Annotated in this window: 13 protein-coding genes; 10 read left to right on the top strand and 3 right to left on the bottom strand. The window is 72.2% G+C overall.

All coding sequences use genetic code 11. The annotated features are described in order from the left end of the window. Positions 1-110: 110 nt before the first annotated feature. The 4 genes from ACWD5D_RS28645 to ACWD5D_RS28630 all read left to right on the top strand — a co-directional run bounded on the left by ACWD5D_RS28645 (position 111) and on the right by ACWD5D_RS28630 (position 3,671). Positions 111-1,139 carry a S1C family serine protease gene (locus ACWD5D_RS28645; protein WP_451375640.1) on the top strand — a complete coding sequence of 343 codons (1,029 nt, stop codon included), beginning with the start codon at positions 111-113 and terminating at the stop codon, positions 1,137-1,139. A 31-nt stretch (positions 1,140-1,170) separates the two neighbouring features. After that, positions 1,171-1,404 (top strand): hypothetical protein, encoded by a 234-nt coding sequence (locus ACWD5D_RS28640; protein WP_451375639.1) that lies wholly within the window; start codon positions 1,171-1,173, stop codon positions 1,402-1,404. 90 nt (positions 1,405-1,494) lie between these two features. After that, the gene (locus ACWD5D_RS28635; RefSeq protein WP_451375638.1) at positions 1,495-2,229 is read left to right on the top strand and encodes a response regulator transcription factor; all 735 of its coding nucleotides are present in this window, start codon (positions 1,495-1,497) and stop codon (positions 2,227-2,229) included. Next, positions 2,226-3,671: a sensor histidine kinase gene (locus ACWD5D_RS28630; RefSeq protein WP_451375637.1), complete on the top strand. Its 1,446-nt coding sequence runs from the start codon at positions 2,226-2,228 to the stop codon at positions 3,669-3,671. Before ACWD5D_RS28635 ends, ACWD5D_RS28630 begins: the two co-directional genes overlap by 4 nt. Before the next feature lie 89 nt (positions 3,672-3,760). Here the strand turns inward: ACWD5D_RS28630 and ACWD5D_RS28625 are convergent, their stop codons facing one another. Next, positions 3,761-5,560 carry a bifunctional metallophosphatase/5'-nucleotidase gene (locus ACWD5D_RS28625; RefSeq protein WP_451375636.1) on the bottom strand — a complete coding sequence of 600 codons (1,800 nt, stop codon included), beginning with the start codon at positions 5,558-5,560 and terminating at the stop codon, positions 3,761-3,763. A 191-nt stretch (positions 5,561-5,751) separates the two neighbouring features. Here ACWD5D_RS28625 and mshD point away from each other — a divergent pair, with 191 nt between their 5' ends. The 4 genes from mshD (at position 5,752) to ACWD5D_RS28605 (ending at position 10,906) form a co-directional block, all read left to right on the top strand. Next, positions 5,752-6,681: a mycothiol synthase gene (mshD, locus tag ACWD5D_RS28620; RefSeq protein WP_451375635.1), complete on the top strand. Its 930-nt coding sequence runs from the start codon at positions 5,752-5,754 to the stop codon at positions 6,679-6,681. A 392-nt stretch (positions 6,682-7,073) separates the two neighbouring features. Next, on the top strand, positions 7,074-9,305 hold the full coding sequence (locus ACWD5D_RS28615; RefSeq protein WP_451375634.1) for an RNA degradosome polyphosphate kinase: 2,232 nt from the start codon (positions 7,074-7,076) through the stop codon (positions 9,303-9,305). Then, a complete protein-coding gene (locus ACWD5D_RS28610; RefSeq protein ID WP_451375633.1) occupies positions 9,286-10,461 on the top strand; it encodes a CHAD domain-containing protein in 1,176 nt (391 codons plus the stop codon). Before ACWD5D_RS28615 ends, ACWD5D_RS28610 begins: the two co-directional genes overlap by 20 nt. Positions 10,462-10,480: 19 nt before the next feature. After that, the gene (locus ACWD5D_RS28605; protein ID WP_451375632.1) at positions 10,481-10,906 is read left to right on the top strand and encodes an NUDIX hydrolase; all 426 of its coding nucleotides are present in this window, start codon (positions 10,481-10,483) and stop codon (positions 10,904-10,906) included. 259 nt (positions 10,907-11,165) lie between these two features. Here ACWD5D_RS28605 and ACWD5D_RS28600 read toward each other — a convergent pair whose 3' ends face one another. Next, a complete protein-coding gene (locus tag ACWD5D_RS28600; RefSeq protein ID WP_451375631.1) occupies positions 11,166-11,339 on the bottom strand; it encodes a hypothetical protein in 174 nt (57 codons plus the stop codon). A 153-nt stretch (positions 11,340-11,492) separates the two neighbouring features. On the opposite strand from ACWD5D_RS28600, the gene ACWD5D_RS28595 reads away from it, so the two are divergent. After that, positions 11,493-12,428 (top strand): hypothetical protein, encoded by a 936-nt coding sequence (locus tag ACWD5D_RS28595; RefSeq protein WP_451375630.1) that lies wholly within the window; start codon positions 11,493-11,495, stop codon positions 12,426-12,428. A gap of 101 nt (positions 12,429-12,529) precedes the next feature. Next, a complete protein-coding gene (locus ACWD5D_RS28590; protein ID WP_393881813.1) occupies positions 12,530-12,697 on the top strand; it encodes a hypothetical protein in 168 nt (55 codons plus the stop codon). A 31-nt stretch (positions 12,698-12,728) separates the two neighbouring features. Here the strand turns inward: ACWD5D_RS28590 and ACWD5D_RS28585 are convergent, their stop codons facing one another. Continuing rightward, positions 12,729-13,037, bottom strand: coding sequence for a metal-sensitive transcriptional regulator (locus tag ACWD5D_RS28585; RefSeq protein ID WP_014673531.1), 309 nt, complete (start codon positions 13,035-13,037; stop codon positions 12,729-12,731). Positions 13,038-13,076 lie beyond the last annotated feature (39 nt).

Below are 13,076 nucleotides of genomic sequence, written 5' to 3'. Positions count from 1 at the left end.
AAAGCCGCCCCGGGCCGCGGGAAGCGCCTTTATATCGGGCGAACGAGGTTCTGCCGGGCTTCTCAGGCGGGACTCAGGAAGCTCTCATGGTGGCGGGGGACGCTCTCCTCATGACCGAGAGCATGTACCGCAGCGGCGACTACGAGCACGAGAACCCCCAGGGTCCCCACGCTCAGCAGCCCAGCCACTCCGCTCCCGCGCACCCGGAATGGCCGCCCCCGCCGGCGTACCAGCCGGAGGCGGCCCCGGAGCCCGCGCCGAAGCCCAAGCGCACCCGTGGACCGGTCGCGCTCCTCGCCGCGGTCGCGATCGTCGCGGCGGCGGTCGGCGGCGGCACCGCCTACGCCTTCCAGGAGCTGACCGGCGAGCCCACGGCCGCCGCCTCCACCACGACCGGCACCCCCGTGGTGCCGTCGAGCAAGAAGGGCGACGTGGCCGCGATCGCCGCCGCGGTCAGCCCGAGCGTGGTCGAGATCAACGCCACCCTCCCGGGCGGCACCTCCACCGGCTCCGGCGTGATCATCACCAGTGGCGGCGAGATCGTCACCAACAACCACGTCGTCTCGGGCGCCGACTCCGTCAAGGTGCGCACCAGCGACGGCCACACCTACACCGCCGAGGTCGTCGGCACCGACAGTTCCAAGGACCTCGCGCTGATCAAGCTGCGGGGCGCCTCGGGGCTGAAGCCCGCCTCGCTCGGCGACTCCTCCGGCGTCCAGGTCGGCGACTCGGTCGTCGCGATCGGCTCCCCCGAGGGCCTGACCGGCACCGTCACCAGCGGCATCGTCTCCGCGCTCGACCGGGACGTGACCGTCTCCACGGACGAGAACCAGCAGCAGGACCAGGGCGGCGGACAGTGGCCGTTCCAGTTCGGCGGCCGTCAGTTCAACGGCGACACCGGCTCGTCCACCACGACGTACAAGGCGATCCAGACCGACGCCTCGCTCAACCCCGGCAACTCCGGGGGCGCCCTGATCGACGCCAGCGGGCGGGTCGTAGGCATCAACTCCGCGATGTACTCGTCGAGTTCGCAGGCTTCCTCGTCCTCGGACGCGGGCAGCGTCGGCCTCGGCTTCGCGATCCCCGTCGACACCGTCAAGTCCGACCTCGCCAAGCTGCGAGCGGGCTCCACGAGCTAGCAGGGAAGAACCGAACAGCAGGGAGAACGTCATGATCAAGAAGGTTGTGCACCAGGACTCCGCGATCCGTCCGGCCGGTATCACCCTGGCCCTGGAAGTGGCCCACGAGCTGCACGCGCCCGAGCCGGTCCGCCGCGCACCCGAGCTGTCGACCCCCGCTCCCCAGCTGATGGGCCTGCGCCGCACCGCCACCCGGCCGAACCGCCGCAAGGTGCCCCTGAACCGCCTCACCGCGCTCAACCGACTGGCCACGGTCGGGGTCTGAACCCGGCGTTCACGCCGCCGGCCCCGAAACGTGCGACGCTGAGAAACGCCCGACCGCACCCCCACCACACCCCCGAGGAAGTCACGAGCGATGAGCCCCGCCGAAGGCGACCGTGACACCCAGCGCATCCTGATCGTGGACGACGAGCCCGCCGTGCGCGAGGCGCTCCAGCGCAGCCTCGCGTTCGAGGGCTACGACACTCAGGTCGCGGTGGACGGCGCGGACGCCCTGGAGAAGGCCTCGGCCTATGCGCCGGACCTGGTCGTCCTGGACATCCAGATGCCCCGCATGGACGGCCTGACGGCGGCCCGCCGCATCCGCGGCTCCGGGGACACCACGCCGATCCTGATGCTGACCGCCCGCGACACGGTCGGCGACCGGGTGACCGGGCTGGACGCCGGAGCGGACGACTACCTGGTCAAGCCCTTCGAGCTCGACGAGCTCTTCGCCCGCATCCGGGCGTTGCTGCGGCGCAGCTCGTACGCGGTGGACGTGTCCGCCGAGGCCCAGGAGGACGAGGCGCTGACCTTCGGCGACCTGCGCATGGACCTCGCGACACGCGAGGTCACCCGGGCCGGGCGGCCGGTGGAACTGACCCGTACGGAGTTCACCCTCCTGGAGATGTTCATGGCCCATCCGCGCCAGGTCCTCACCCGCGAACAGATCCTCAAGGCCGTGTGGGGCTTCGACTTCGAGCCGTCGTCCAACTCGCTCGACGTCTACGTCATGTACCTGCGGCGCAAGACCGAGAGCGGGGGCGAGCCGCGCCTCGTGCACACGGTCCGCGGGGTCGGGTACGTGTTGCGGCAGGGCGGCGCGGAGTGAACCAGCTGGTGCGCCGGTACCGGGCACTGCCGATCCGGGCGCGGCTGGCGATGCTGGTGGCCGCGGCGGTCGCCTTCGCCGTGGCCGCCGTCTCCGTCACCTGCTGGTTCCTCGTGCAGGGGAAGCTGTACGGCGAGGTCGACGACCGGCTGGCCGGCATGGGCCGCCAACTGGACAGCGACCAGGTCACCACGCTGCTGGTCACCTGCCCGCAGACCCCGAGCCCCCAGGACGACCGTCCCGCCTTCCTGTACCTCCAGGTCGTCACAGCCAACGGCAAGGCGTGCGTGGCGCCGTACTCCCAGGGCGTCGTGAGGGTGACGGCCACGGACCAGTCGATGGCGCAGAACCCCACGCTGCGCACCCGCACCTTCCACAACGGCACTGACACCCAGGGCCACGAAGTCCGGGTGGCCACCGTGGCCGTCCCGGTGGGCGGAAGGCTCACGGTCGAGCCCTACCCCGACGTGGCGGTCATGGTGTCCCTGTCCCTGGAGGACACCGAGCGGACCCTGAACGACCTCGCCCTCGTCCTGCTCCTCGTCTCCGGCATCGGTGTCGTGGGGGCCGGCGCGGCCGGTCTCGCCGTGGCCCGCGCGGGCCTGCGCCCGGTCGACAAGCTCACCGAGGCGGTGGAGCACGTCGCCCGCACCGAGGACCTGACCGTCCGCATCCCGGTGGCGGACGACAGCGAGGACGAGGTGGCCCGGCTCTCCCGCTCCTTCAACTCCATGACGACCGCCCTGGCCAGCTCCCGCGACCTCCAGCAGCAGCTGATCGCGGACGCCGGCCACGAGCTGCGCACCCCGCTCACCTCGCTGCGCACGAACATCGAGCTCCTCACCCGCAGCGAGGAGACGGGACGCCCGCTGCCGCCGGAGGACCGCAAGGCGCTGCTGGACTCGGTGAAGGCGCAGATGACGGAGCTGGCGGCACTCATCGGCGATCTTCAGGAGCTGTCCCGTTCGGAGGGGCAGCGCGGGGAACGGGTCCAGGTGGTGTCCCTCCAGGACACCGTCGAGGACGCCCTGCGCCGGGCCCGGCTGCGCGGCCCGGAGCTGACGATCACGGCCGACCTGAAGCCCTGGTACACCCGGGCGGAGCCCATCGCGCTGGAGCGGGCGATCGTCAACATCCTCGACAACGCGGTGAAGTTCAGCCCCGAGGGCGGCACGGTCGACGTGCGGCTGGCCGACGGCGCGCTCACCGTCCGCGACCACGGCCCCGGCATCCCCGCCGACGAACTCCCGCACGTATTCGACCGCTTCTGGCGCTCCCCCAGCGCCCGCGCCCTGCCCGGCTCGGGCCTCGGCCTGTCCATCGTGGCCCGAACGGTCCGGCAGGCGGGCGGCGAGGTGAACCTGTCCCGCGCGGAGGGCGGCGGCACGGTGGCGACGGTACGCCTGCCGGGCGCACCCACGCCGCCGCCGGAGGCGGGGTAGGAGGGGCAGGCATGGGCGGGCGCCCCTGAGGAGTGCTCAGGGGCGCCCGGGAAGCCCGCGTTCCTACTTCACGTTCCTACTTCACGTTCCTACTTCACGACGGTGATCCGGTTCGCCGCCGGAGGCGCGATCGGAGCCGTCGGCGAGGAGTTGGCCGTCAGGTACTTCTGCAGCGCGGCCAGGTCGTCGCTGCCCACCAGGTCGTTCGTGCCCTGCCCCAGCGTCGGGAAGCCGTCGCCGCCGCCCGCGAGGAAGCTGTTGGTGGCGACACGGTAGGTGGCCGTGGGGTCGACGGGGCTGCCGTTCAGACGGATGGAGTCGGTGACGACCCGGTCCGCGCCCGACTTCGTGAGGTCGAGGGTGTAGGTGAGCCCGGCCGAGGGCTGGAGGATCTTCGGGGCGGCCGTGTTGGGACCGCTCACCTGCTCCTTGAGCACCTGGATCAGCTGGGCACCGGTGAAGTCCTGGAGGTTCACGGTGTTGGCGAACGGCTGGACCGTGAAACCCTCGGCGTAGGTGACGACCCCGTCGCCCTCCGCGCCCTTGGCCGCGTAGGTCAGGCCGGCCCGCACACCGCCCGGGTTCATCAGCGCGAGGCTCGTCTTCGGGTCCAGCTCACGGCCGTGGGCGAGCTGCGCGTCGGCGATCAGGTCGCCCATCGGGGACTCGGTGCCGGTGTTGTCGACGTCGGCGGAGATGTAGCCGATGGCCCGGTTGCCGATGGGGGCGGCCAGGGTGTTCCAGCGGGAGATCAGATCCGTCATGTCCGGGGCCCTGGGGACGTCCCGGGTGACCACGTGGTTCGCGGACTTCACGGCCGTACGGGCGATGTCGCCGGTGTACCGGTCGTACGTCAGCGTGGTGTCCGTGTACAGGCGGCCGAAGGACGCGGCCGAGGTGACCATGCGGGGCCGGCCCGCCGGGTCCGGGACGGTGCACACGTACGCGTTGTGGGTGTGGCCGGTGACCAGGGCGTCGACGGCGGGCGTGACGTTCTTCGCGATGTCGACGATCGGGCCGGAGATGCCGCTGCCCGGACCCGCGGAGTCGCAGTCGCCGTTGTAGGCGCCGGAGGCCGGGAAGCCGCCCTCGTGGAGGAGCGCCACGATCGACTGGACGCCCTGGCGCTGGAGCTCCTTGGCGTACTTGTTGATCGTCTCGACCTCGTCCTTGAAGGCGAGGCCCTTGATGCCGTCGGCGGAGACGATGTTCGGCGTGCCCTCCAGGGTGACGCCGATGAAGCCGATCTTGACGTCCTTCTTCTTCCAGACCCAGTACGGCTTGAGGATCGGCTTGCCGGTCTTCTCGTCCTGGACGTTCGCCGCCAGGTACGGGAAGTCCGCGCCCTGGAACTTCTGGCCGCCGTAGCAGCCGTCGGTGGGGTGGCAGCCGCCGTTCTGCAGGCGGGCGAGTTCCTTCGCGCCCTCGTCGAACTCGTGGTTGCCGACCGAGGTGACGTCCAGCTTCAGCTTGTTGAGCGCCTCGACGGTGGGCTCGTCGTGGAACAGGCCCGACAGCAGCGGGGAGGCGCCGACCATGTCGCCGCCGGCCGCGGTGACCGAGTACGGGTGGCCCTCGCGGGCCGTGCGCAGGTGGGTGGCGAGGTACTCGACGCCGCCCACGCCGTCGATCGTCTTCGTCGTGCCGTCCGGCTGGAGTTCGCTGACCCGGCCGGAGGAGCCGGCCGGCGGTTCGAGGTTGCCGTGCAGGTCGTTGAAGGAGAGCAGCTGGACGTCCTGGTAGCGGCTCGGTGGCCGGTGTCCGTCCTCCTGGTCGGTGTGGGCCTGCGCGGGCAGCGCGGCGGCCAGGGCGGCGGCGGTGGCGAGCGCGGCGGCCGCCCCGAGTACGGCTTGGGTACGGCGTCTGGTGCGCCGGGGCACGACGGGCATGAGACCCCCCTGTGGGTCGGCTGGGACGACTGATCGTTCGGCCGCAGCCTATGGTCAACGCGCGTAGCGCGACAGGAGGTTCATGGTTACATCCTGGTTTCCCTTTGCCGACCCCTTGCCGACCCCTTGCCGATCCCTTTACCCGCTGAGATGTCGGCACTTCGCCCGCACCGCCCCGTACCCTCGTACGCATGAGCAGCGACGACGACACCCTGCGGCCGTTCCCCTCCCGCTCCATCGACACGTACACCGAACTCGCCCCGGACCGCGCCGAGGCCGTGCTCGAGCTGGTCGCCGAGGCGGCCCGGGTCGACGGACAGCAACCGGTGTCCGAACAGGGACGACTCCAGCTGCGCGGGGGAACCCGCGAGGGCGTCTCCCATCTGCTGCTGCACGTCGGGGACGAACTCGTCGGCTACGCCCAGCTGGAGGACACCGACCCGGTGGAGGCGCCGGCCGCCGAACTCGTCGTCCACCCCTCGCACCGCGGGCACGGACACGGCCGGGCGCTGGGCGCGGCGCTGCTCGCGGCCTCGGGCAAGCGGCTGCGGGTCTGGGCGCACGGCGGACACCCCGCGGCCCGGCATCTCGCCCAGGTGCTGGGGCTGACCCTGTTCCGTGAACTGCGGCAGATGCGGCGGTCGTTGACCGACCTGGAGCTGCCCGACCCGGTGCTGCCGCCGGGCGTGACGGTGCGCACCTTCGTGTCCGGCAAGGACGACACGGCCTGGCTCTCCGTCAACGCGGCCGCCTTCGCCCACCACCCCGAGCAGGGCTCGCTGACCCAGCGCGACCTGGACGACCGCAAGGCCGAGCCGTGGTTCGACCCGGCCGGGTTCTTCCTCGCCGAGCGCGGCGGGGAGCTGGTCGGCTTCCACTGGACCAAGGTGCACGCCGAGGAGGGGCTCGGCGAGGTGTACGTGCTCGGGGTCCGGCCCGGCGAGCAGGGCGGCGGCCTGGGCAAGGCCCTGACCACGATCGGGCTGCGCCACCTGGCCGGGCAGGCGCTGCCGACGGCGATGCTGTACGTCGACGCGGACAACAAGGCGGCGGTGTCGGTGTACGAACGGCTGGGATTCACGGTGCACGAGACCGACCTCATGTACCGCACCGAAACCTGACATGCCCCAGCGCATCTCGGCGCATGCCCGTGTATGCCGGCGTAAGGGGCGGCGCACTCTCCGTATACCGCCCCTCATGCCACCTTTCACTCCAGCCCTCATGCCGCCCCTCGCCGCTCCGGACGGCACGGGAGCGGCTTCCTTCCGCGCTTTCCGGCGGTGCCGGGCAGGAGATTCTCCGGCGAAAGGCCCCCGGGAGCCGCCCTGCGATATCCCGCACGTCATGTCTCCGTAACCATTGATTCAGCCGGGCTTGCGACGCTCGGCCAATGACGTCCGCCGTGCCAGAGCCTTCACCGCCCCCCGAGGGGCCTGCGGGGAACGGGGCCCTGACGCTCCCGCCCGCTCGTTCCGACGCGCCCGTCACGCCCTCGGCGCGGAAGAATGGGTTCATGAGTCAGCAAGAAGCCCAGGCACCGGTCCAGCACACGCAGCCCCCCGTGGGCTCCATCGCGGCCCACCGCCCCCACACCGTGGCGGCGACCGTCTCCGACCTGGAACCCGACATCGACGCGGATCTCGACGCGTACGAGGAGGCTCCGGGTGACGGCGCACCGCTGCCTCAGGGTCGCTTCCTCGACCGGGAGCGCAGCTGGCTCGCGTTCAACGAGCGCGTCCTGGAGCTGGCGGAGGACCCGAACACGCCCCTGCTGGAGCGCACCAACTTCCTGGCGATCTTCGCCAGCAACCTGGACGAGTTCTTCATGGTCCGGGTGGCCGGTCTGAAGCGCCGTATCGCGACGGGCGTGGCCACCCGCTCGGCCTCCGGCCTCCAGCCCCGCGAGGTGCTGGAGATGATCTGGGCCCGCTCCCGCGAGCTCATGGCCCGGCACGCCGCCTGCTACCACGAGGACGTCGCCCCCGCACTCGCGGAGGAGGGCATCCACCTCGTCCGCTGGAGCGAGCTGACCGAGAAGGAGCAGGCCCGCCTCTTCACGCTCTTCCGGCACCAGATCTTCCCGGTCCTCACCCCGCTGGCGGTCGACCCCGCCCACCCGTTCCCGTACATCTCCGGCCTGTCCCTGAACCTGGCCGTCGTCGTACGCAACCCGGTCAGCGGCCACAAGCACTTCGCCCGCGTGAAGGTGCCGCCGCTGCTGTCCCGCTTCCTGGAGGCCGCGCCCGGCCGGTACGTCCCGCTGGAGGACGTCATCGCCGCGCACCTGGAGGAGCTGTTCCCGGGCATGGAGGTGCTGGAGCACCACGCCTTCCGGCTCACCCGCAACGAGGACCTGGAGGTCGAGGAGGACGACGCCGAGAACCTCCTCCAGGCCCTGGAGAAGGAACTCATGCGGCGCCGCTTCGGCCCGCCGGTGCGCCTGGAGGTCGAGGAGTCCATCGACCGCGAGGTGCTCGACCTGCTGGTGCGCGAGCTGAAGATCTCCGAGGCCGAGGTCTACCCGCTGCCCGGCCCGCTCGACCTCACCGGTCTCTTCCGCATCCACGGCCTCGACCGGCCCGAGCTGAAGTACCCGAAGTTCATCGCGGGCACCCACCGCGACCTGGCCGAGGTCGAATCGGCGTCGGCACCGGACATCTTCGCCGCCCTGCGCCAGCGCGACGTCCTCCTGCACCACCCGTACGACTCCTTCTCGACGTCCGTGCAGGCCTTCGTCGAGCAGGCGGCCGAGGATCCGGACGTCCTCGCGATCAAGCAGACCCTGTACCGGACCTCCGGCGACTCCCCGATCGTCAACGCGCTCATAGACGCCGCCGAGGCCGGCAAGCAGGTCCTCGTCCTGGTCGAGATCAAGGCCCGCTTCGACGAGCACGCCAACATCAAGTGGGCGAAGAAGCTGGAGGAGGCCGGCTGCCACGTCGTCTACGGCCTCGTCGGCCTCAAGACGCACTGCAAGCTGTCCCTGGTGGTCCGCCAGGAGGGCGAGACCCTGCGCCGCTACAGCCACGTCGGCACGGGCAACTACCACCCGAAGACGGCCCGCCTCTACGAGGACCTCGGCCTGCTCACCGCCGACCCGCAGGTCGGCGCCGACCTCTCGGACCTCTTCAACCGCCTGTCCGGCTACTCCCGCCGCGAGACCTACCGCCGGCTGCTGGTCGCCCCCAAGTCGCTGCGCGACGGCCTGATCGCCCGGATCGACAAGGAGGTCCAGCACCACCACGCGGGCCGTCCGGCGTTCGTCCGCATCAAGGTCAACTCGATGGTCGACGAGGCGGTCATCGACGCGCTCTACCGGGCCTCCGAGGCGGGCGTGCCGGTCGACATCTGGGTGCGCGGCATCTGCGCGATCCGGCCCGGCGTCCCGGGCCTGTCCGAGAACATCCGGGTCCGCTCGATACTCGGCCGCTTCCTCGAACACTCCCGCGTGTTCGCCTTCGGCAACGGCGGCGAGCCCGAGGTGTGGATCGGCAGCGCCGACATGATGCACCGCAACCTCGACCGCCGGATCGAGGCCCTGGTCCGGGTCACCGACCCCGGCCACCGGGCGGCCCTGAACCGGCTGCTCGACACCGGTATGTCCGACACCACCGCCTCCTGGCACCTCGGTCCCGACGGCGAATGGACGCGGCACGCGACCGATGCCGACGGACAGCCCCTGCGCAACGTCCAGGAGATGCTCATAGACGCCCGGAGGCGCCGGCGTGGCACAGCAACACCTTGACCCGACGGACCCGGCGGCCGGGGCGTCCCCCAAGCTCTCGACGACGCTCGAGCAGAAAGGCGCACCCACCGGGGACGCCCTCGCGGTGTACCTGTGCGCCCAGGCCACGGAGTTCCTCCGCGCCCTGCGCCTGCACCGGGAGACCGGGAACGGGGGTGGGGGTCCCGCCGCGCACGGGGGTGCGCCCGCGCGAGCGAGGTCGCGGGTGGGGGAGTACGCGGGCGCGGGGGAGGCCGGCGCGCAGGAGTCCGTCGACGCGGCCCGCGCCCTGCGCCGCTCGGCCCGCCGGATCAGCGCCAGCCTGCACACGTTCCGGGCCCTCCTGGACTCCGACTGGTCCGACGAGATGCGGCCCGAGCTGGCCTGGGTCTCCGGCACGCTGGGCCTCGAGCACTCCTACGAGGCCCGCCTGGAGCGGCTGCTCGTGGCGCTGCACCGGCTGTCGGGCTCCACGACCCTGCCCGCGCAGCCGGTGGCCGCGGGCGCGCTGAACACCGGTGGACCGGGCCGCCCCGTGGCCGTTCCGGAGCGCGGCAACCTGACCGTGGGCGCGGCGAAGGCGGGCGCGCTGCTGGAGCGCCAGCTCACCCTCGCCCGGACCCGGGCCCACTCCACGGCACTCCAGGCCCTCGGCTCCTCCCGCTTCCACGCGGTCGCCGACAAGGTCGCCGTCCTCGCCAGCGAGGTCCCGCTCACCCTCACCGCCACCACCACCGACCTGCGGCCCCTGGCCGCCGCGGCCGAGGAGCGGCTCACCGACGCCGTCGCCACGCTCCCCCTGATCGTCGCGGGCCACCCCTACAACGCGGAGGCCCTGGTCCACGGCCTGTCCCCGGACCCGTCCCCGCACCCCCAGGACGGTCCCTGGCACCAGGTCCGCCTCCTGCTGCGCCTGCACCGGTACGCCCAGGAGGTGCTGCACGGCGGCAGCTGCCCCGTCGACGTCCACCTGCTCACCGCGGGCCAGGCCCTGAACCGGCACCGGGACGCCTCGGAGGCGGCGGCCGCCGCGGCCCAGGCGGCCCGCACGCCCCGCATCGCACCGGCGACGGCGTACGCGCTCGGCGTGCTCCACGCCGACCAGCGGCACGAGGTGGAGGCGGCCCGGTACGCCTTCCAGCAGGCCTGGCAGGGAACGAACTCCGGCGCGTCCTGAACCCTGCCGAGGAGGCTGAGTGAACGACACCAAGGTCGAGGCGGCGGGCTGCGTCCTGTGGCGCCGCTCCGCCTCCGGCACCGTCGAACTGGGCCTGGTCTTCAGGCCCAGGTGGTCCGACTGGTCCTGGCCCAAGGGGAAGCTCAAGAAGGGCGAGACCGCCCGCGAGGCCGCCCTGCGCGAGGTGGAGGAGGAGACCGGCCACACCTGCCGGCTCGGATCGGACCTGCCGACGTCCCGCTACGTCGACCACGCGGGCCGGGACAAGGTGGTCACGTACTGGACCGCCGAGACGACCGGCGGCGCCTTCGCCCCCAACGACGAGGTCAGCGAGCTGCTCTGGCTGTCACCGGACGAGGCGGGCGACCTGCTGACCTACGAGCGGGACAGGGAACTGATCCCCCTGGCTCTCGCGGCCATCGGCGTCGACCGGGGCAGGGTGTAGGAGTCCCGGCGCCGGTCGGCCGGCCAGCCGTCACACGTCTGCGACGCGGGTGGTGACGGGGCGTCATGGTGAGCCGACCGCCCGCTGGACGAGCTGCGTCGCCACGATCACCGACAGGGAGCGCGGATACGCCGAAGACCGGGTCTTCCGGCGTCACTTCACGCAGGAGACGGACACGCGGGCGGGCGCCCGCAACGCCTCCGCCAGGGCCCAGCTCTGGAGCAACCAGCGCTCCGGCCGGAAAGCGCCCCCGAGGGCGTCACAGCCCGGCCATGTGCCCGGCCGCGTCCGCCCTGGCCTGGCTGCGGGCCCGGCGGGCCGGGCCGCGCCAGCCGCAGCTGCACCGAGCGACGCAGAAGCGCCCCTGCTCGGTCGTCGTCGTGAGGTGCTCCCGTACCTGCCGGGCCTGCCCCGGCCCATCCTCCTGCGCCACACAGCCAACGGTACCGAATGGCGGGAAAAGGGCTTGTCCGGTCTTTCTCCGCCGTCGGCCCGCCTCCCGCAGCGCGTGACGGCACTCCCTACCCGTCGTTAACCGGAACGACAGGGGGCCCGACGGACGGACCGGCTGGGGGTAAGGCAGGCCATGGATCGGCGGCAGCACACGCGCGCGGGCACGACGGTCGTCGCGGTGGGGATCATGGGACTCACGGTCGGGCTCGGAGTGGGGACCACGGGGTGTTCCGGCACCGGTGCCGCCGCGGAGGGCGCGAACGGCGCGGGCGCCGACCCGGTCGCCGCGCTGCGGCAGGCCGCCGACAGACTGCGCGCCGCCGGCAGCTCCAAGGCCACCACGTCCATGGAGATGGCCACCGGCGGCACCCGCGTCACCATCCGCGGCAGGGGCGCCTACGACTACCGGCGCCGGCTGGGCCGGCTGACCGTCACGCTCCCGGAGGACCCCGCGGGCACCTCCGAGCACCGGCCCATCACCGAACTCCTCGCCCCCGGCGCCCTGTTCATGAAGAACCGGGGCGCCGGGGTGCCCCCGGACAAGTGGGTGCGGGTGGAGACCGCGAGCGTGTCCGACGGCAACCTCGTCACCGGCGGCGCGACGGACCCGTACGCCGCCGCCGAGGTGCTGCGCGGGACGCGCAGGGCGACGTACGTGGGCCGCACGGAGATCGCCGGCACCGCGGTGCGGCACTACCGGGGCACGGCCGACCTGGCCCGCGCGGCGCGCGGCGCCTCGGCCGGCAACCGGGCGCCCCTGGCCGCGGCGGCGAAGGGGTTCGCCTCGGCACAGGTGCCGTTCGACGCCTACCTGGACGACCAGGGCCGGATCCGCAAGCTCAGACAGCACTTCAGTTTCGTCAACGGCCGGCAGTCCACCGCCGTCGCGGTCGCCTCGACCACGCTGCTGTACGACTTCGGCGCCCCCGTCGACGTACGGTTGCCGAGCCCGAAGGACATCTACGCGGGCCGGATCGCGGAGGGCGACAGCGGCGGCGGCGAGGGGGGCACCGAGGAGAACGGGAGCGCCGGGGACGGCGGCGCGGGCGGGGACGAGGGGGCGCACTAGTCCGGGACGCCCTCCCCGGACTAGCCCGTCCGTGCCATGCGCTGTGTGTAGAGCGCTGCCTACTCTAGGAAGTCGTTGACGGCAGAGAAGAGGTGACGCGCGTGGCTCCGCTCGGCGGTACCGCGGTACAGGACCACGTGGCCCTCGCCGAGATCGAGCTGTGCGGAGAGCTGATCATCGCCGCCTCCGCCGCCGAGGACCGGCTCAGCCTGGAGAGCATCGACGAGGTGCTGCGGGTCGCCGAGGAACGGCGGTCCGCCGAGGTCTGAGCCCTCCGCCGGCCGAGCCGGCGGGCGCGGCTCAGCTGCGCAGCAGCCGGCCGATCGCCTTCGTCGCCTCGTCGACCTTCGCGTCGATCTCGTCACCGCCCTTGACCGCCGCGTCCGCCACGCAGTGCCGCAGGTGCTCCTCCAGCAGCTGGAGGGCGAAGGACTGCAGGGCCTTGGTGGAGGCGGAGACCTGGGTGAGTATGTCGATGCAGTACGTGTCCTCCTCGACCATGCGCTGCAGACCGCGGATCTGCCCCTCGATCCGGCGCAGCCGCTTGAGGTGCTCGTCCTTCTGCTTGTGGTAGCCGTGCGTGGCGCCGGCCTCGGTCGTCGTCGTCATCGCTGGCCTCCGTCTCGGGACAAGCTGCGGATACATACC

This window comes from Streptomyces sp. NPDC002520 (assembly GCF_053595235.1).
The sequence above is the reverse complement of the archived record's forward strand: the minus strand, read 5'-3'. Positions and strand labels throughout refer to the sequence as shown.

Coding starts and splice junctions, on each gene's coding strand:
- ACWD5D_RS28645 (WP_451375640.1), top strand. CDS start 111: ATGACCGAGAGCATGTACCGCAGCGGCGACTACGAGCACGAGAACCCC.
- ACWD5D_RS28615 (WP_451375634.1), top strand. CDS start 7,074: ATGAGTCAGCAAGAAGCCCAGGCACCGGTCCAGCACACGCAGCCCCCC.
- ACWD5D_RS28595 (WP_451375630.1), top strand. CDS start 11,493: ATGGATCGGCGGCAGCACACGCGCGCGGGCACGACGGTCGTCGCGGTG.
- ACWD5D_RS28640 (WP_451375639.1), top strand. CDS start 1,171: ATGATCAAGAAGGTTGTGCACCAGGACTCCGCGATCCGTCCGGCCGGT.
- ACWD5D_RS28625 (WP_451375636.1), bottom strand. CDS start 5,560: ATGCCCGTCGTGCCCCGGCGCACCAGACGCCGTACCCAAGCCGTACTC.
- mshD (WP_451375635.1), top strand. CDS start 5,752: ATGAGCAGCGACGACGACACCCTGCGGCCGTTCCCCTCCCGCTCCATC.
- ACWD5D_RS28585 (WP_014673531.1), bottom strand. CDS start 13,037: ATGACGACGACGACCGAGGCCGGCGCCACGCACGGCTACCACAAGCAG.
- ACWD5D_RS28635 (WP_451375638.1), top strand. CDS start 1,495: ATGAGCCCCGCCGAAGGCGACCGTGACACCCAGCGCATCCTGATCGTG.